This window comes from Cupriavidus sp. 10L43_2 (assembly GCF_056395265.1).
Genome location: NZ_JBFTJE010000004.1, coordinates 154,361 through 171,935, shown reverse-complemented (window position 1 = coordinate 171,935; position 17,575 = coordinate 154,361). Strand labels below are relative to the sequence as shown.

Annotated in this window: 16 protein-coding genes; 4 read left to right on the top strand and 12 right to left on the bottom strand. The window is 68.5% G+C overall.

Features of this window, described 5'->3' with window-relative positions; translation table 11 throughout:
• The first annotated feature begins 32 nt into the window (after positions 1-32).
• Positions 33-962, top strand: a complete 930-nt coding sequence (locus AC1DEL_RS07540) for a LysR family transcriptional regulator (RefSeq protein WP_092294767.1) — start codon at positions 33-35, stop codon at positions 960-962.
• Here the strand turns inward: AC1DEL_RS07540 and AC1DEL_RS07535 are convergent.
• Together AC1DEL_RS07535 and AC1DEL_RS07530 are read right to left on the bottom strand one after the other, a co-directional pair.
• Positions 931-2,235, bottom strand: coding sequence for an MFS transporter (locus tag AC1DEL_RS07535; protein WP_477125668.1), 1,305 nt, complete (start codon positions 2,233-2,235; stop codon positions 931-933). The genes AC1DEL_RS07540 and AC1DEL_RS07535 overlap by 32 nt on opposite strands.
• A gap of 55 nt (positions 2,236-2,290) precedes the next feature.
• Positions 2,291-2,929 (bottom strand): TetR/AcrR family transcriptional regulator, encoded by a 639-nt coding sequence (locus AC1DEL_RS07530; RefSeq protein ID WP_441592777.1) that lies wholly within the window; start codon positions 2,927-2,929, stop codon positions 2,291-2,293.
• A 154-nt stretch (positions 2,930-3,083) separates the two neighbouring features.
• On the opposite strand from AC1DEL_RS07530, the gene AC1DEL_RS07525 reads away from it, so the two are divergent.
• On the top strand, positions 3,084-3,848 hold the full coding sequence (locus AC1DEL_RS07525) for an SDR family NAD(P)-dependent oxidoreductase (RefSeq protein WP_477110117.1): 765 nt from the start codon (positions 3,084-3,086) through the stop codon (positions 3,846-3,848).
• Between the two features lie 183 nt (positions 3,849-4,031).
• A complete protein-coding gene (locus AC1DEL_RS07520; RefSeq protein ID WP_477125667.1) occupies positions 4,032-5,942 on the top strand; it encodes a methyl-accepting chemotaxis protein in 1,911 nt (636 codons plus the stop codon).
• Here AC1DEL_RS07520 and AC1DEL_RS07515 read toward each other — a convergent pair whose 3' ends face one another.
• From AC1DEL_RS07515 to AC1DEL_RS07470, 10 genes are all read right to left on the bottom strand, one after another.
• Entirely contained in the window at positions 5,943-6,545 is a 603-nt protein-coding gene (locus AC1DEL_RS07515) for a M23 family metallopeptidase (RefSeq protein WP_477125666.1), read from the bottom strand.
• 27 nt (positions 6,546-6,572) lie between these two features.
• Positions 6,573-7,817 carry a BON domain-containing protein gene (locus AC1DEL_RS07510; RefSeq protein ID WP_477125665.1) on the bottom strand — a complete coding sequence of 415 codons (1,245 nt, stop codon included), beginning with the start codon at positions 7,815-7,817 and terminating at the stop codon, positions 6,573-6,575.
• Between the two features lie 198 nt (positions 7,818-8,015).
• Positions 8,016-8,420, bottom strand: a complete 405-nt coding sequence (locus tag AC1DEL_RS07505) for a hypothetical protein (protein ID WP_477125664.1) — start codon at positions 8,418-8,420, stop codon at positions 8,016-8,018.
• A gap of 220 nt (positions 8,421-8,640) precedes the next feature.
• The gene (locus tag AC1DEL_RS07500) at positions 8,641-9,039 is read right to left on the bottom strand and encodes a cupin domain-containing protein (RefSeq protein ID WP_454757945.1); all 399 of its coding nucleotides are present in this window, start codon (positions 9,037-9,039) and stop codon (positions 8,641-8,643) included.
• A 75-nt stretch (positions 9,040-9,114) separates the two neighbouring features.
• Positions 9,115-9,942, bottom strand: a complete 828-nt coding sequence (locus AC1DEL_RS07495) for an AraC family transcriptional regulator (protein ID WP_092294783.1) — start codon at positions 9,940-9,942, stop codon at positions 9,115-9,117.
• A complete protein-coding gene (locus AC1DEL_RS07490; RefSeq protein ID WP_092294785.1) occupies positions 9,935-10,900 on the bottom strand; it encodes a patatin-like phospholipase family protein in 966 nt (321 codons plus the stop codon). The genes AC1DEL_RS07495 and AC1DEL_RS07490 overlap by 8 nt, the downstream gene beginning before the upstream one ends.
• A gap of 305 nt (positions 10,901-11,205) precedes the next feature.
• Positions 11,206-11,673: a carboxymuconolactone decarboxylase family protein gene (locus AC1DEL_RS07485; RefSeq protein ID WP_149138057.1), complete on the bottom strand. Its 468-nt coding sequence runs from the start codon at positions 11,671-11,673 to the stop codon at positions 11,206-11,208.
• A 108-nt stretch (positions 11,674-11,781) separates the two neighbouring features.
• Positions 11,782-13,059, bottom strand: coding sequence for an Nramp family divalent metal transporter (locus AC1DEL_RS07480; RefSeq protein ID WP_477125663.1), 1,278 nt, complete (start codon positions 13,057-13,059; stop codon positions 11,782-11,784).
• 163 nt (positions 13,060-13,222) lie between these two features.
• Entirely contained in the window at positions 13,223-13,795 is a 573-nt protein-coding gene (locus AC1DEL_RS07475; protein WP_092294791.1) for a diguanylate cyclase, read from the bottom strand.
• 142 nt (positions 13,796-13,937) lie between these two features.
• The gene (locus AC1DEL_RS07470) at positions 13,938-15,479 is read right to left on the bottom strand and encodes an acetyl-CoA hydrolase/transferase family protein (protein ID WP_092294793.1); all 1,542 of its coding nucleotides are present in this window, start codon (positions 15,477-15,479) and stop codon (positions 13,938-13,940) included.
• A gap of 283 nt (positions 15,480-15,762) precedes the next feature.
• Here AC1DEL_RS07470 and AC1DEL_RS07465 point away from each other — a divergent pair, with 283 nt between their 5' ends.
• Positions 15,763-17,544: an FAD-dependent oxidoreductase gene (locus tag AC1DEL_RS07465; RefSeq protein WP_092294795.1), complete on the top strand. Its 1,782-nt coding sequence runs from the start codon at positions 15,763-15,765 to the stop codon at positions 17,542-17,544.
• The last annotated feature ends 31 nt before the right edge of the window (positions 17,545-17,575 follow it).

Here is a 17,575-nt window from a genome sequence, read left to right as displayed (position 1 = left end):
TTCGATATGCGCCTGCCTACGCTGCGACGCCCGTGATCCGCTACTTCCGCACCTTCCTGATGGCCGCCGAGACGGCGTCGTTTTCCGCCGCCGGCGCGCGGCTCGGCCTGACGCAGTCGGCGGTGAGCACGCAGATCCGCCGGCTGGAGGAGGATCTCGGCTACGCGCTGTTCGACCGCTCGGGCAAGTCCGTCGCGCTGAGCGAGGAGGGCCGGCAACTGCTGCCGGACGCCACGCGCTTCGTGGCGCTCTATGAGTCGATGAAGGGCAGCGCCCAGGCGCGGCCGGACACGGCGCCGCTGGATCTGGGCGCGGTCTCCACGGTGCAGTCGACGCTGCTGCCCAAGGCGATGCAGCGCTTCCGCGTCGCCTACCCGGACACCCACGTCAACATCGTGCCCGGCATGTCCACGCAGCTGCTGACCCAGGTCGATGCGCGCGAGCTGGACATCGCCGTGCTGGTGAAGCCCCGTCTGGGGATTCCGCCTGAACTGAAATGGGTGCCGCTGCTGCACGAGCGCTTTGTGGCGATTGCGCCGGTGGGCGGCCCGGCGGACCTGAAGACGCTGCTCGCCACCGTGCCGTTCATCCGCTACAACCGGCATTCCACGGGCGGGCAGCTGGTGGACCGCTACCTCAAGCGGCACCGGCTGTGGGTGCGCGAAGGCATGGAGCTGGACGAGCCGGCCGTGATCCTGCAGATGGTGGGCGAGGGACTCGGCTGCGCGATCATCCCCGCCGATCTGGTGCCGTTGCGGCAGACGCCGAACATCGAGGAAGTGCCGATGCCCGGCCCGCCGCTGTTCCGCGAGATCGGCGTGCTGGTGCGGCAGTCGGCGCTCAAGCGCGCCCCGGCGGCGGCGCTGATCGACGCCTTCGTGGCCGTCGCACCGCCGCCTGCCCAGGCTGGCGAACCTGGCGAGGCCGGTGTTAAGCCTGCGCCGCCGCCTGAGGCGGGGTAGCGGCCGGCGCCTTGCGGCGCACCGCGAGCGCCATCAACGCAGCCACCAGGCAGGCTCCGCCCGCCACGTACAGTGCGGGCGAATAGGTCAGCAGCAGCGTGCGCGAGAGCCCTGCGCCGAACGCCGCCGTGGCCGCGCCGATCTGGTGGGCGGCGAAGATCCAGCCGAACACCATCGGCGCACGCTCGCGGCCAAACGTGGTGGCAGCCAGCTTCACCGTCGGCGGCACCGTGGCAATCCAGTCGAGGCCGTAGAACATCGCGAAGATGGACAGGCCGTAGAGTGTGAATTCCGAATGCGGCAGCCAGAACAGCGAGAGGCCGCGCAGCGCGTAGTACCAGAACAGCAGCTTGCGGCTGTCGTACCGGTCCGAAAGCCAGCCAGACAGGATCGTGCCGACGAAGTCGAATGCGCCCATCATCGCCAGCGCCGAGGCCGCCGGTACCGCCGTCATGCCGAAGTCCGCGCACAGGGCGATGAAGTGGGTCTGGATCAGGCCGTTGGTGGACAATCCGCAGATAAAGAACGTGCCGGCCAGCAGCCAGAAGGTCTGCGTGCGCGCGGCGTCGCGCAGCACGACGAAGGGGCCGCGCAGCGTGAGCGGCATGGGCGGGCCGGACGGCGCCGGCGCCGTGCCGGGCAGTTCGCCGAACGCGGGCAGGCCGACATCGCCGGGCCGGTTGCGCATCAGCGCGAAGACGAGCAGTGCCAGCGCGGCGCAGGCCACGAGCACCGGAATCACCGCCGTGCGCCATCCCATATGCTCGATCAGCCATGCCGCAACCGGCAGGAACGCAAGCTGGCCGGTGGCCGAACTCGCCGTGAGGATGCCGATCACCAGCCCGCGCCGGGCGGTGAACCAGCGATTGGCCACCACGGCGGCCAGCACCAGCGCGGTCATGCCGGAGCCGATGCCGAGCATCAGCCCCCAGGCGACGAACAACTGCCACAACTCCGTGGCCACCGTGGCCAGCGCCATGCCGCCCGCGATCAGCGCGAGCGCTGCACAGACCACATTCTTCACGCCGAAGCGTTCCATCAGGATGGCCGAGAACGGCGCCATCAGGCCGAACAGCGCGAAGCGGAAGGCGAGGATCGACGAGATCTGGTCGGTGTTCCAGCCCATCTCCTGCGTCAGCGGTTTCAGGAACGCGCCGGGCAGGCCGAGCGCGGCGGAAGTGGTCAGCATCACGCAGAAGGTGATGGCGGCAACGATCCACGCATAGTGGATGCCGCGCCGGTCCAGCCGGCTGGAAAGGGCTTGCGCAAACATGGGGGTCTTGGTTTGGGTGGGTCGGATGTGTGGAGAAAAGGTGTCCGCGCCGACCTCAGCCGGCAGCGGGTTCGGGGGCAGGCTCGGCGGCCGGTTCGTCAACATCCGCGCCCAGCAGCCACGCACGCGTGGCATCGAGGATTGCCTCGGAGAGCGGGTCGCCGGTCGTGGCACGGGCCAGCATCAGCGCGCCGGCCATGGCCGACACCTCCACCAGCGCCTGCTGGCGGGCGTCGGCTTCGGGCAGGTCGGCCGGGGCAGTCGAGCGCCATTTGTCGATCAGCGCCGAGAGCCCTTCGCGGTACACGGGGCGCACGGGTTTGTCGGCATCCTCGCGCGCCACATCGGCGGCCAGCGCGGCGGCGGCGCAGCCCTCGGCGGCGTGGTCGCGGTGCACGGGGGTGAGGTAGGCCGCCACCAGCGCGCGCCGGGCGGCCTGGCGGTCGCCGTCCGCGCTGGCGATGCGCCGGTCCCAGCGCTGGTCGCCTTCCTCGAACGCGCGCCGGCAGGCCACGGCCACGAGGTCGTCCTTCGACGCGAAATGGCCGTAGAAGCCGCCGTGGGTCAGCCCGGCATTCGCCATGATTTCTGCCACACTGACTGCGTGCGGCCCGCGTTCCCGGATCAACTTTGCCGATGCTTCTTCGATGGCCACCTTGTGCTGGCTGGCCACTGCTCGTGATGCGCGCGCCATCTGACGCCTCCCTCTGGAAATCTGACTGAAACTTGCCTTGACCGCAGTTTAGATGACGTCCATACTTTATTCAATAGATGCTGATCATCATTTAAGATAAGTGGCTGGCATCGTTGTTGTCATGTCGTCCCATCGATCCAAGGAGATTCCTGCTATGTCCAATCTGTTCGACCTGTCCGGCCGCGTCGCGGTGATTACCGGCTCCACCAAAGGCATGGGGCTCGAGATGGCCCGCGCGCTGGGCCAGCAAGGCGCCCGCGTGGTGGTCTCGGGCCGCGATGGCGCGGTGTCCGAGCGCGTGGCGGCCACCTTGAAGGCCGAAGGCATCGACGCCACCGGCATCCCCTGCGATATCGCCGACCTCGTCAGCGTGCGCGCCTTTGCCGACAAGGTGCTGTCCACCTTCGGCCGCGTGGATGCCCTCCTGCTCAACGCCGCCGCCAGCGGCGTGGTCGGCTCGATGCTGGAGCAGGGCGAGAAAGAGTTCGATGACGTGATGGCCGGCAACGTGCGCGGCAATTTTGTGCTGGTCAACGCACTCGCACCGCAGATGATCGAACGCCGCGATGGCTCGATCGTCTTCATGTCGAGCATCGCCGGCCGCCGCGGTTCGGCCTTCCTGCCGCTGTACAGCGTCTCCAAGGGCGCCATCGACGCCGTGATGCGCAACTTCGCGCTGACGCTGGCGCCGCACAACATCAACGTGAACAGCATCAACCCGGGCCCGGTGCGCACCGATTTTTCGCGCGACGCGCTGTGGGGGGATCCCGAGCGCGAGAAGGCCCTGAGCGGTGCCATCCCGATGCGGCGCATCGCTGAGGCGAGTGACGTAGCCGGTCTGGCCGTGCTGCTCGCCTCGCCGGCGGGCCGCTACATCACGGGTCAGGTGATCGGCCTCGACGGCGGCGCCACGGCCTGATTTTCGCCCCGCCGCCGTGCTTTGCGCACCGTGCGCGTGCGGCGGCGGCACCGTGTTTGTGCAGTGCGAAAAATAGCGGGGAAAGTGGCTTTATTCCTTCGAATCGGGACCGATACAGCGTGAAATCAGTCCTCGACATCAAGGAGCCCCGTGACCGCTTTCCTCACCCCTGCAAAGCATCTGATGGCGCGTCTCACGATCACGCGCAAGCTGGTGCTGCTGACCATCCTGTTCCTGATTCCGCTCTGCGGCGCGCTGGTCGCGGTGCTGAATCAGTCGGTACAGTCGATCCGTGCCACGCAGGATGAACAGCGCGGCCTGACGCTGGTCGGCCGCGCGCTCGACTTCATGCGCGAGACGCAGGTGCGCCGGGGCGCCGCCAATGGGCTGCTGCTCGGCAACGCCACCTTCCGGCCGACCTTCGATGCCGCCAACGGCAAGGCCGATGGGCATCTCAGCGCACTGCGCGCCGAGGTGGCGCGCGTGACATCGTTCAACGTCACGCAGGATGCGGCCAAGCTCGACGAAGCCTGGGCGCAGATCCGCAAGCTCGGTCTGGAAACCCCCGCCGCGCCGCTGTTCGAGCGCCATACCGCGCTGGTCAAGCAGACGCGGCTGTTTATTGGCGATGTGGCGGACCGCTCTTCGCTGGCGCTCGACCCGGACGCCGGCTCCTATTACCTGATCAACCTGATGGTCGGCCCGATGCCGAAGCTGGCCGAGCTGAGCGCGCTGGCGCGTGGCCGGGGCGCGGGCATCATCGCGCAGGGCGGCTATTCCGATGCAGCCCAGCAGGCCGATCTCGCCGCGCTGGCCGAGCAGATCCAGGACGGCCTGGAAGCCGTGCGGCGCGACATCGCCCGTGCCGAGCGCGGCGCGCCGGCCTTCAAGGACCGCATGGAAGCCGCCACCGCCAAGCTGGCCGCGATGGACAACTTCTACCGCACGCTCAAGGTGAGCATGCTGGGTTCCAGCGGCATCACGATCGATGCGAAGTCGTATTTTTCCGAAGGCACGGCGGCGATCGAGGCGGTGTCGGCGCTCAATCAGGAGTTCGCCGCGCTGACGGGCGAGATGCTGGCCCAGCGCGTGGCCGCCGAGCAGCGCCAGCTGGTGCTGCTGGTCGTCATCGCGCTGGCCACGGTGGGCGGCGCGCTCTACCTGTTTGCCGGCTTCAGCCAGGGCATGCGCACCGATGTGCAGGACGTGGCGACGCTGGTGGCGCGCATCAACGCCGGCGACCTCACCGTGCGCATCGACGCCCATGGCCGGGACGAGTTGAGCGACGTCAAACGGCACCTGATGTCGATGGTGGAGACGTGGCGCGGCATCATCGGCGAGACCAAGGACGGCGCGCAGAACGTGCTGGTGGCGGCGGGGCAGATCGCGCAGGGCAATGCCGATCTGTCGCAGCGCACGGAGGAGCAGGCGTCGTCGCTGGAGCAGACCGCCGCGAGCATGGAGGAGCTGACCGCCATCGTTCAGCAGAACGCGGGCAACGCCAATGAGGCCAGCGCGCTGGCGGCGGAGGCGTCGGCGATTGCGGTGGCGGGCGGGGAGTCGGTGTCGCGCGTGCGCGAGACCATGGGCGAGATCGAGGCGGATTCGAAGCGGATTGTCGAGATCATCGCCGTGATCGACAGCATCGCCTTCCAGACCAATATCCTGGCGCTGAACGCGGCCGTGGAGGCGGCGCGCGCGGGGGAACTGGGCCGGGGCTTCGCCGTGGTGGCCAGCGAGGTGCGCACGCTGGCCCAGCGCGCCGGCCATTCGGCGAAGGAGATCCGCGCGCTGATCTCGCAGTCGACCAGCCGGGTGACGGCGGGCACGGCGCTGGCCGGGGAGGCCGCCGCGACCATGGAGCGCATCGTCACGGCCGTGCAGCGCGTGACGACGATGATGGACGAGATCAGCCGCGCCTCCCACGAGCAAAGCGGCGGCATCACGCAGGTGAATCAGGCGGTGACGCAGATGGATCAGGTCACGCAGCAGAACGCCGCGCTGGTCGAGGAAGCCGCCGCCGCCGCCGAGGCGCTGCAGGAACAGGCGCTGCGCATGGAGCAGAGCGTCAGCGTGTTCCGGCTGGCGGCTTGATCAGGAGGATGGCGGGGAAGTTGGCACGGGCGGCGCGCGCAGCAACGGATAGGGGTTGATCGCCCCGGTCCCGGTGTAGACGCCGAAATGCAGGTGCGGCGGTGTGCCGCGCGCGTTGCCGGTGGTGCCGACGTAGCCGAGCACTGCGCCCGGCGCCACGCGGTCGCCGATGCTCACATCGGCATAGTCATCCAGATGCGCGTAGTAGTGCATCTGACGACCCGGCCCGAGCACCCAGACCACCTTGCCGCCCAGGCTGTTGGTGCCCACGCGCGAGACGATGCCCTCCGTGGCGGCCAGCACCGGCGTGCCGCGTGCGGCAAAGATGTCGATGCCTTCGTGCTTGCGCCCGCCGGAGCGCGCCCCGTGCCAGGTGTCCCGCAGCCCGCGCTGGGCCACGCCCTGCACCGGCATCGCCAGCGCGGTGGGGGCCGGCATCGATGCCAGCCGCACCGCGTACAGCGCACTATCTATATAGGGTTTGACGTAGGGCCAGCCCAGCGCGCCCGCTGCCAGCAGCGCAACCAGCCACAGCCAGCCGGCGTAGGAGCGTGGCTGGGGCTGCGGTTGGGGTTGGGGCTGGCCGGCCGGGCGCGTCACCATGGGTGGCTCCGGCCGGTGGGGATGGACTCACCAGCCGTTGGAGCCGGCGCTGGTGCCGCCGGCGGGCGCTTCGCGCTTCTCGACGCGGATGTTGTTTTCGACTTCGGTAACGCCGAACGTGTTATCGGCGATGTCCTCGATGGCATATTTCTGGCTCCGCTGATGGACGGTGCCGGATAGCGTGACCTTGCCCTTGTCCACGTCGACGCTGACTTCGCCCACATCCACGCCGCTGGTAAAGGTCAGCCGTTCGCAGATCTGGTCGCGAATGCGCTCGTCGGTGCGGGTGTAGCCGCGCGGGACGTTGCGCTTGTCGATGTCATCGTCGTCGTGGCCGAAGAAGTTGCTGACGGCTTCGCCGATCCGGTGGCCGAGATTGTAGAGCGCGCCGTGCTCCTCGCCTTGATCGCGGTCATCGTCGTCGTCCGACCAGCGCCGTGGCGAGCGGTAGCCGAGTTCCTCGTCGTAGCCGCTGGTGCCGGCGCTGGTGCCAGGGTAGTCGCGCCCGTAGGACTGGGCGTAGGGCTGGCGGCCAGCGTAGCGGTCAGACCCACCCGAGGGGCGGGATTCTCCCCACTCGTCGCGTGGCTCGGTCCAGTAGCGGGTGTCGCTGCGCAGGTCGTTGAAGTAGGCGTCATGCCCGGACCCGCCGGCCTGCCAGGGTTCGCGCTGCTGGGCGCGGCGCAGCCATTGCTGATCGGCGCTGCCGAAGCCCTGCTGGCCGCGCTGCCCTTGCTGCCCTTGCTGATAGTCGCGTTGACCCCGACCCTGTTCCCATCCGCGCTCGCCGCCGTAGCCGCGTGCTTCCTGATTGCCTTGATAGCCTCGGTTGCCGCGATTGCCTTGCGGGCCGCCGTAGTCCTCGAAGTCCCCATAGTCGCCAAACTCGCTGGCCTGGCGGCGGCTGCGGTATTCCTGCTGGCGGCGCTGGGCGTCGCTTTCGGGGGAGTCGCTGCTGGCATAGCCGCCGTTGAGCCCGTAGCGCAGGTTGCTGCCCTGCCATTGGCCGCTGTCCCGGTAGGCGCCGGCATAGCCGCTGCGGGGCGGGCCGCCGTCGCTGGTTTGTCCCGGGGTCAGGCGCTGGCGCCGGCGGGCATCGTCCCATTCATCGCTGGCGGACTCGGGCTGCCAGTCCTGATCGCGCGCACGCAGCCCCCGGTTGTCGCTCCATGCATCGTCGCGCCATGGATCGTAAGCGTCGTCGTCGCGGACATTTTCAAAGGCCCGCCAGGTCTGGCCCCGGCGATAACGCTCGGTGTTGTGGTCGCCCATTGCTGATCTCCTGAAGTTGCGGGTGTGCCATTACTGGCAATCCAGAAGAGGGGCAAGATTCGTACCGCGCCGGCTGGCCCTTGTCAGGGCTGGCCTTGCGGGATTTAGGGTGCTGCGGGTGCGCTTCACGCCCATGCAAGCCTTGCGCGGGCGCGTGTAAAGACTGCTCGGCAGCAGGAGGGGAGCAACCGGGACGGGTTAATGGGCCGTCACACGGCGCAGCGAGCCCGGCGGATGGGCCAGCACGGCAGCCGGGATCATTGGCGTGGAAGGTGCTGCCGGTGCGGGATCGGTCCGCTCGGTACGGGTCGCGCGCACCGGGGCGATGCCTTCGACAGCGCCCAGCGCCTGGCCGTTCTCGTAGCCGGTGGACACCGCTTCGAGATAGCCGGGCGAGAACTTCTGCTCGGGCGTGACGGCCGGGGCCGGGGCCGGCGCGGGCTGCGCATACACCGCCGTGTGGGCGCAGAGCGCCAGCACGCGGAGCAGCAGGATGCCGCCACGCATGCGGTAGAGCAGGGCGAGGGGCGCGAGAGGCGAAAGAGGACGAGGCTGGTGGAGGGGCGCGGCGTCGGTGGGGCGCAACTGTGGCGGGATCTTCATGATGGTTCTCCAAAGGAGCTTTCGCTCCGGCTGAAAAGGTGCTGCGGGACGAGCATCGCGGCGCCGCGCTCGTCCTTCCTTTTCGCAGGGAACATGCCACCATCATTTCGGCCCCGGGCGGGCAGGCCGGGCCACTTTCACGGGGAAAAGAGGGGGTTGTGGGCCAACACGTTGCGAGGAACGGTTGGGGCCGGGCCAACATCCCACCAACCTCCACCCATCAGATCCAGACGTCGTTTTGCGCAGTGCGCTCGCCCACGTCGTCGCCCGTATTGCGCACGCCGCGCGGCTCGATCAGCAGCATGCGCACCTCGCCATCGGCAAACGGTTTGTGCTCGATGCCACGCGGCACCACGTACATCTCGCCGGCGCGCAGGTCCACGTGGCCGTCGCGGAAGTCGATGCGCAGGTGGCCGTCCAGCACGATGAAGGTCTCGTCGGTGTCGGCGTGGCTGTGCCAGACGAAGTCCCCCACGATGCGGACGATCTTGAACTGGTAGTCGTTCATCTCGGCAATCACGCGCGGCTGCCAGTGGTCCGAGAACAGGGCGAGCTTCTCGGCGAAGTTGATGGCGCGATAGGGGGTGCGATAGGGGGTGGGATTGGGAGTGGGGGACATGGGGCGCTCCTTCGGATGGGATGAAGGCCCGAGCATGCGCCGCCGGCGGGCGGGCCGTCTTGTACGATCGTGCAGCTACGGCGTGCGCCCCAGCGTGCGCAGCCAGCGCGCCGGCGTGATGCCGAAGGTGCGCGCGAAGTGCCGCGTCATATGGGCCTGGTCGGTGAAGCCGGCCCACGCGGCGGCGTCGGCCAGGGTCTGGCCGGCCACGATCAACCGGCGGGCCATGTCGAGCCGGCGCATGGTCAGGTAGCGGTACGGGCTGGTGCCGAACAGTCCACGGAAATCGCGCGACAGGCGCCAGCGGTCCCGGCCGGTGGCGGCTTCGAGTTCGTCCAGCGTGACGATGCGCGCCACGTTGTCGAGCAGGAAGGTCCGGGCCGTCTCGGCGGCACGGTAGTCGAGCGCCTGCCGGCGCCCCGGCGTAGTGCCGCCGGCGACGGCCGCCAGCGCGTGGGCCAGGTCGTAGAGCGCGTCGTCTTCCTCGAGCGGGTCGATCGGGCTATCCATCGCGCGGAGCAGGGTCTCGGTGGCGGCGAACAGCCGGGGGTCGTCCGATCGGCCGCCCGGGATGAACGGCAACGGCCGGCCGCCCAGCGCGCGCTGCACGTGCGCGGGCTCGACATAGATCATCCGGTACTGGAAGCCGGCCTCGGTGCCGGCCTGGCCGTCGTGCGGCTCGTCGGGGTGCAGGACGATGGTGCCACCCGGCAGGCTGTTGCAGACGCCGCGCCGATAGGAAAAGCGCTGCACGCCGGTCAGCGTGCGGCCAATCGCGTAGGTGTCGTGGCGATGCATGTCGTAGCCATGGCCGCCGATAAACGCCTCGATCCGCTCCATGCGCTGGGCGGACGCATCCCGCCGCATCCAGTCGCGCCGGCCCGGCAGTACCCCGTCACCCATGCGTGTGGCCGGGGTGGCTGTGCGAGTGGCTGGGGGCGGCGTGCGTGTGGATGTGGTCCGCCTCCGGGGGCGGGGAAAGATCGGCGCTGCAGCTGGGCGACGACTCATCGTGGCTATGCGGCTCCAGCGCGCCGGGCACGCGGCGGCTCTTCAGGCCATCGGCACGCAGCCAGGCCACGGTGGCTTCGGCGGCGCGGTCGATCAGCTCGCCGCAGCGCGTGTAGTCATAGGGCGAGACATCGAGCGGACAAAGCGGCGGCACCACGGCGATATGCGCGTGGTCGGCCCAGCGCTCCAGGTCATGCACGAGTTGCCGCGCCACCAGCAGGGACAGCGCATTGAGCGCGTGTTCCACGGCGCCGCGCGGCGGGCGGCGCTCGGCGCAGGCGAAGCCGGCCGGCAGCACCACGATGCGCGTGGCGCCCAGCCGCACGGCCGTGGAAACGGGCGTGTTGTTGGCCACGCCGCCATCGATCAGCGCGCGGCCTTCCACCTGCACCGGCGGAAACACGCCCGGAATGGCCGCGCTGGCCAGCACCGCATCGACGATATTGCCCGAGGACAGCACCACTTCGTCGCCGGTATGCATGTCCGTCGCCACCACATAGAGCGGCAGGCTGGCATGTTCGAGCCGGGATTCGCCGAAGTGGCGCGAAAGTAACTTCTGGAGGCCGAACGATTCGACCAGATGCCCGCGCCGCCCGCCCAGCATGCCGAGCATGCTGCGCCAGGACCAGGGCAGCACCTCGGCCCGGCGAATGCCGCGCCAGAGGCTCTCCAGCTTGGCCGTGCCTTCCTCGTGCGGATGGCAGGCGAAATACGCGCCGTTGATGGCGCCGGCCGAGGCGCCGATCACCATGTCGGGCGCCAGGCCCCACTTCACCAGTTCCCGCAACATGCCGACCTCGATGGCACCGAGGCTGCCTCCACCGGCAAAGACGAATGCTGTTTTTTCCATGGCTGGGCGCGCGGGGAGCCATCCTCCCCGGATTCTCGATCTGTTAGTGGCCACAGCATAGGCCACTTCCGGGCGGGAGCGAAAGAGTCTGTTAGTGCGGGAGTGTCGGGCGCTTGTTATGCAATTAACCGCCAGGAATTTAGCGCGACTGCAGAGGCCGGCTGGCAGGGGATGGGGTCGAAGCATGATGCGGACACCGCACGCGGCACGCGAACGCCAAATACGAAAAAGGCGCCGGCAGCGGAATCCCGCTGTCGGCGCCTCGCGGCAGTCCAACCTGGCGCGCTAGAGAAGCAAAAGCCCGATCAGAAGCCGGGAGCCGGCGTTTCCGGAATCTGGTTGCGCAGGCTCAGGTTCATCACGTTCCAGCCTCGGATGGCGGCGATGGTGTACGACAGCTCGGCGATTTCCTGCTCGCTGAACTGCTCGCGCAGGGCCGGCCAGGCGGCGTCGGTCAGGTCCTGGTGGGGCAGTGCGTTGACGGCCTCGGCCCAGCCCAGCGCGGCGCGCTCGCGGGCGTTGAAGAACGAGGCGGGGGCTTCACGCCAGCCGGCGATGGCGTTCACGTGGCGCGGGTCCAGGCCCTGCTTGATCAGGTCGCGCCAGTGCATGTCCACGCAGACGCCGCACTGGTTGATCTGGGACACACGCAACTGCACGATCTCCACCAGACGCGGGCCCAGCGAGCTTTGCTTGACCGAACCCGACAGCGCGATCATGGCCTTCAGGTTGGCCGGGGCGAGCTGGAAGAAGTTAATACGCGATGCACTCATGATGGTTCCTCACGGTAGTTCAAGGGAGTTGGCGTGCGCCCTTTGCGCTTGCCTTTCCCTGTAAGACGTACCGTGAACCCGGCTTGTGACAGCTTTTCCGAAAATTTTTTAACCCAGCCATTCCCGGAAGGTGAGCACGAGCATGGCCGCGTTCATGGCGATGATGATGCCGACCGTCAGCGAGGCCAGGATCACCACGCTGCGCGGGTTGGCGTAGGCGCCCATGCGGGCGCGGCTGCTGGTGAAACGCACCAGCGGAATCGCCGCGAACGGCAGTTGCAGGCTCAGCACCACCTGGCTGGCGATCAGCAGCTGCGCCACGCCTTTGTCGGCATACAGCCACGCCACGATCAGCGCCGGCACGATGGCCACGCCGCGCGTGACCAGCCGCCGCGCCCACGGCGCCAGCCGCGTGCGGATAAAGCCCTCCATGACCACCTGCCCGGCCAGCGTGGCGGTGACGGCCGAGCTTTGGCCCGAGGCCAGCAGCGCCACGGCGAAGATCACGCTGGCCCAGGCGGCGCCGGTCAGCGGGGAGAGCAGGTGGAAGGCCTCCTGGATCTCGGCCACCTCCGCATGGCCGCTGCGGTGGAACACGCCGGCCGCCGTGACCAGGATCGCACTATTAATAAAGAAGGCGATGGCGAGTGCCACCAGCGTGTCGATGGCCGTGTAGCGCAGCGCCCGTTGCAGCGCCGGCGCATTGTCCTCGACGGTGCGCGTCTTGACCGCCGCCGAGTGCAGGTAGAGGTTGTGCGGCATCACCGTGGCGCCGATGATGCCCGTGGCGATGACCACGGCGTTGGCGTCGGTGAGCGAGCGCGGCGAAGGCAGCAGCCCCCAGCCCACCTCCGACCAGGACGGCTCGGCGATGATCAGCATCGCCACGAAGCACAGCAGCACCAGCGTAATCATGCTGATGACGAAGGCTTCCAGCCGCCGGAAGCCGCGCTGCTGCAGGATCAGCACCAGCAGCACGTCCAGCACGGTCAGCGCCACGCCAGCCAGCAGGGGGATGTTGAACAGCAGGTTGAGGGCGATGGCCGTGCCGATGACTTCGGCGAGATCGGTGGCGCAGATCGCCAGTTCGGCCAGGACCCATTGCGAACAGGCCGACCAGCGCGAGGCGCCGTGCCGGCACGCCTGCGCCAGATCCATGCCGGTGACCAGCCCGAGCCGGCTGGCCAGCACCTGGAGCAGCATCGCCATCAGGCTGGACATCGCCACGACCCAGAGCAGGGTGTAGCCGTAGGCGGAACCGCCCGCGAGGTCGGTGGCCCAGTTGCCGGGGTCCATATAGCCCACGGCCACGAGGTAGGCCGGTCCGAGGAAGCGGACGAACTCCCGCCACCTGGCGGCGGGGCGGCTAGGGATGACGACCGACACGTGCCCATCCTACGAGGTGATGACCGCGCATGGCGCTCCCGTTCACGTTGTGTGTGGCTCAGGTCGCTTGCACGACCAAGGCAGCCAATTTAGCCGAATTTTTCGATCGATGCGCTGAGGGCACATTGCCGGTGCGGTCATCCGGCGCCGGCATCGAGCGGGGCTAGGTGTGCTGCGCCACGGGCTTGGCGCGTGCCGCCTGGGCACGCAGGCAGCGCAGCAGTTCCTCCGCATAAGGCAGCACCACGAACAGGCCGAGCGCAGCGAACAGGCCGATCAGGTAGGACGACGGCAGGGGATCGCGTTTCGGGGTCAGGGTGAGGCGGGGCGGCTCGGCGCCGGCGCCGAACAGCGCCAGGAACTGGTCCCAGTGGGCGGCGGCCAATATGACCACGGCCGTGATCGGCAGCATCTCCAGCAGGCTGTGCATGTGCTGCTCGTTCGGCGGCACCGTGCGCCGGGTCACCGCGTAGCCGACGTCGACCCAGGCGGTGACCGCGTGGACCACCACAGCGACGATCATGATGGCGAACAGCAGCGCGTTCACCTCGAAGAACAGCACCAGCAGGACCGGGACGCCCACCTGGACCATCATCAGGCTGTGCATGACCGATTCCCGGACGCCCGCGTTGATCTCGATGCGCTGGCGCCGATGGAACCACCAGTCGCCCAGCCCCGCGAGGATCCAGAGCGGGATCAGGCCGTACATCAGGATCAGGCGAACCGGTTCTTGCATGGCGTCTCCAGCGGTGGCGGGAGCGCGCCACCTTCCGGCACGGTGCAAGTGCCGTTCCATGCCGAAAAGGGCCCGTGGGAGGCCCGTAGGAGGCAGCCGGCAGCCGGGCGGGATGTAAAAACCGCCCGGTCGTGCAGAAACGTCAGGCTGCCAGCGGCGCGGCTTCGATTGGCTCGACGGCCGTCGCCCGGGATGCCGGCAGCATGGTGCCGTGCTCGCGATAGTTCAGATGCCACGCAAACGCCTCTTCCAGCAGGTGCGGGGTCTGGCCGCCGCGCGTCTGGGCCCGGCGGAAATAGTCGAGCAGGCCGTCGCGGTAGGCCGGGTCGGCGCAATTGCGGATCACCTGGAGCGCCCGCTCGCGTGGCGCCAGCCCGCGCAGGTCGGCCAGGCCGTGCTCGGTGACGAGGATGTCCACGTCGTGCTCGCTGTTATCCACGTGGGAGACCATCGGCACGATGCTGGAAATCCGCCCGTCCTTGGCCACGGACTTGGTCACGAAGACCGACAGGTAGGCATTGCGCGCGAAGTCCCCCGAGCCGCCGATGCCGTTCATCATGTGCGTGCCGCCCACGTGCGTGGAGTTGACGTTGCCGTAGATATCGCACTCCAGCGCGGTGTTGATGGTGATCAACCCCAGCCGGCGCAGCACCTCGGGATGGTTGCTGATCTCCTGCGGCCGCAGCACCAGCCGCGACTTGTAGCGGTCGATCTCCTCCAGCACGCGGCGATAGACCGGCCCGGACAGCGTCATCGACGACGCCGAGGCAAAGCGCAGCTTGCCGGCGTCGAGCAGCGAGATGGTGCTGTCCTGCAAGACCTCCGAGTACATCGTCAGGTCATGAAATGGCGAATCTACGAGCCCGTGCAGCACCGCGTTGGCAATCGTGCCGATGCCGGCCTGCAAGGGCTGGAGCGACGGGGAGAGCCGCCCGGCGCGCACCTCGCGCTCGAACAGCGCGTTGAGATGGCCGGCGATCAGGCGCGTGTCGCCGTCGGGCGGCAGCGCGTTGGACGGGCTGTCGTCGCGCGCGGTGAGCACGATGGCCGCAATACGTGACGGATCGACGGGGATATAGGGCAGGCCGATGCGCTGCTCGACGGCAATCAGCGGAATCGGCTGGCGATACGGGCGCTGCACCGGGAAGTAGATGTCGTGCAGCCCTTCCAGCGCGGCCGGCATATTGGTGTTGATCTCGACGATGACCTTCTTGGCCATCATCGCGAAACTCGCCGAATTGCCAACCGAGGTGGTCGGCACGATGCCGCCGGTCTCGGTGATGGCGGCGGCCTCGATCACGGCGATGTCCACCGGGGCGAGCTGGCCGCTGCGCAGCTGCTCCACGGTCTCGCCCAGATGCTGGTCGATGAACATGACCTCGCCGTCGTTGATCTTGCGGCGCAGGGTGGCGTCGGACTGGAACGGCAGGCGGCGCGCCAGCACGTTGCTTTCGGCCAGGATCTTGTCGATGTCGTTGCCGAGCGAGGCGCCCGTGATCAGCGTGATCTGGAGCGGGTCGGCGGCGGCGCGGCGGGCCAGGGCGAAGGGCACGGCCTTGCAGTCGCCGGCGCGGGTGAAGCCGCTCATGCCGACCGTCATGCCGTCCTGGATCAGCGCGGCGGCCGCATCGGCCGACATGATCCGGTCCTGCAGGGCGGCCAGGCGAATGCGATCACGGTACATCTCGTCTCCTTGCTTGTTGGCTTCTGTAGCCTGTGGGGGCGTTGTCGGGGCCAGTGTAGCGAGCGCTGAATATTCTCACCATGATTTAAATCGCTAGAAGTCAGTCGGTTTTTTCATGGGTGACGACGCCGTGCAAAGTGCCGCGCGCCGGGCAATTCGGCAAGCAACGGTGGCCATCGCTTCCTAAAATCTTCATGTGTGTTTCGTAGCCACGCCGGCTACTATCTCAGTCGAGTACGCAGTCGAGTCCTGTCCTACCTAGACCGAAATTGAGGGGAGTCGCATGGAGATGACGCAGGGAGCTTCGCAGCCCGAAGCCAGTCCGGACCCGGTTGCTGATCAGGTCGCCAATCAAGCCGCACATGAGCCGGTGGTAGGGCTGGAGGCGCCGTTTTCGGTGCTGGAGACCCGCAAGCACCAGATGTTTCCGACCCTGACGCCGGCCGAGATCGAGCGCGTGCGGCGCTTTGGCGCGGTGGAATCGTTCAAGGCCGGCCAGACGCTGTTCCGCGTCGGCGACCCGGCGCCGGGCATGCATCTGATCCTGACCGGCAAGCTCCAGATCATCCAGCGCGACGGGCTGGGCAACAGTTTCCCGATCAACGACGAGGGCCCGGGCCAGTTCCTGGCCGAGGTGGGCCAGCTCTCCGGCAAGCCGGCGCTGGTGGATGCCGTGGCGCTGGAGGACTCCACCGCGCTGGTGGTGCCGCCCGAACGGCTGCGCGCGCTGCTGGTGGCCGAGGCGGATCTGGGCGAGCGCATCATGCGCGCGCTGATCCTGCGCCGGGTGGGCCTGATCGAGCGCGGCGGCGGCCCGGTGCTGGTCGGCAAGGGCACCCAGCCGCTGCTGCTGGCGCTGCAAGCCTTCCTGCGCCGCAACGGCTATCCGCACAAGGTGGTCGATATCGACACCGACCCGGACGCCATGGCGCTGCTGGACGTCAGCAACGCGCCCGCGAGCGATTTCCCGATGGTGATTTGCCCCGACGGCGGCATACTGCGCGCGCCGGACGAGGGCCAGCTCGCCTCATGCCTCGGTTTGGTGCCTGAATTCGCGCCGGACCATATCTATGACGTGGTGGTGGTCGGCGCCGGCCCCGCAGGGCTGGCGACGGCGGTCTATGCCGCGTCCGAAGGGCTGTCCGTGGCCGTGATCGACTGCCGGTCCCCGGGCGGGCAGGCCGGCGCGAGCGCTCGGATCGAGAACTACCTCGGTTTTCCCACGGGCATCTCGGGCCAGGCGCTGGCCGGGCGGGCCTTCGTCCAGGCGCTCAAGTTCGGGGCCCACGTGGCGATTCCGCTCGAGGTGAGCGCGCTCCATTGCGGCGAGAACCCGATCCGGATCGAGCTGACCGATGGCCGCATGGTGCCCACGCGCACCGTGGTGATTGCCAGCGGCGCCCAGTACCGGCGCGCGGAGATCGAATCGCTGGATCAGTACGAGGGGCGGGGCGTCTATTACTGGGCGTCGCCGGTGGAGGCCAAGCTCTGCAAGGACGAGCACGCGATGCTGGTCGGCGGCGGCAACTCGGCGGGGCAGGCGGCGGTGTATCTCGCCTCGCACGCGGCCGAGGTGCATATGCTGGTGCGCGGCGAGGGGCTCGAGGCCACCATGTCGCGCTACCTGATCGACCGCCTGAAGAGCCTGCCGAACGTCTTCCTGCACACGCACGCGCAGATCACGGCGATGGAGGGCGAGGGCTGGCTCTCCACGGTGCGCTACAGGGAGCGCTCCTGCGGCCCGGACTGCATCTCCCGGCCGATGCGCCACGTGTTCCTGTTTATCGGCGCCGCGCCGAACACGGAATGGCTGCGGTCCTGCAACGTGACCACGGACCCCAAGGGCTTCGTGCTGACCGGCTATGAAGCCCACCAGTCCTGCACCGAGCGCGCCGACTACACGCTGGAGACCAGCGTGCCGGGCGTGTTCGCGATCGGGGATGTGCGCTCGGGCTCGACCAAGCGCGTGGCCGCCGCGGTAGGCGAGGGCGCTGCGGTCGTGGCGCAGATCCATCGCTACCTGGCGGGCATGCAGGCCGGCCAGACCATGCAGGCGGTGGCCTAGGCGGCGCGGGCGGTACTCAGGCCGCCCACGC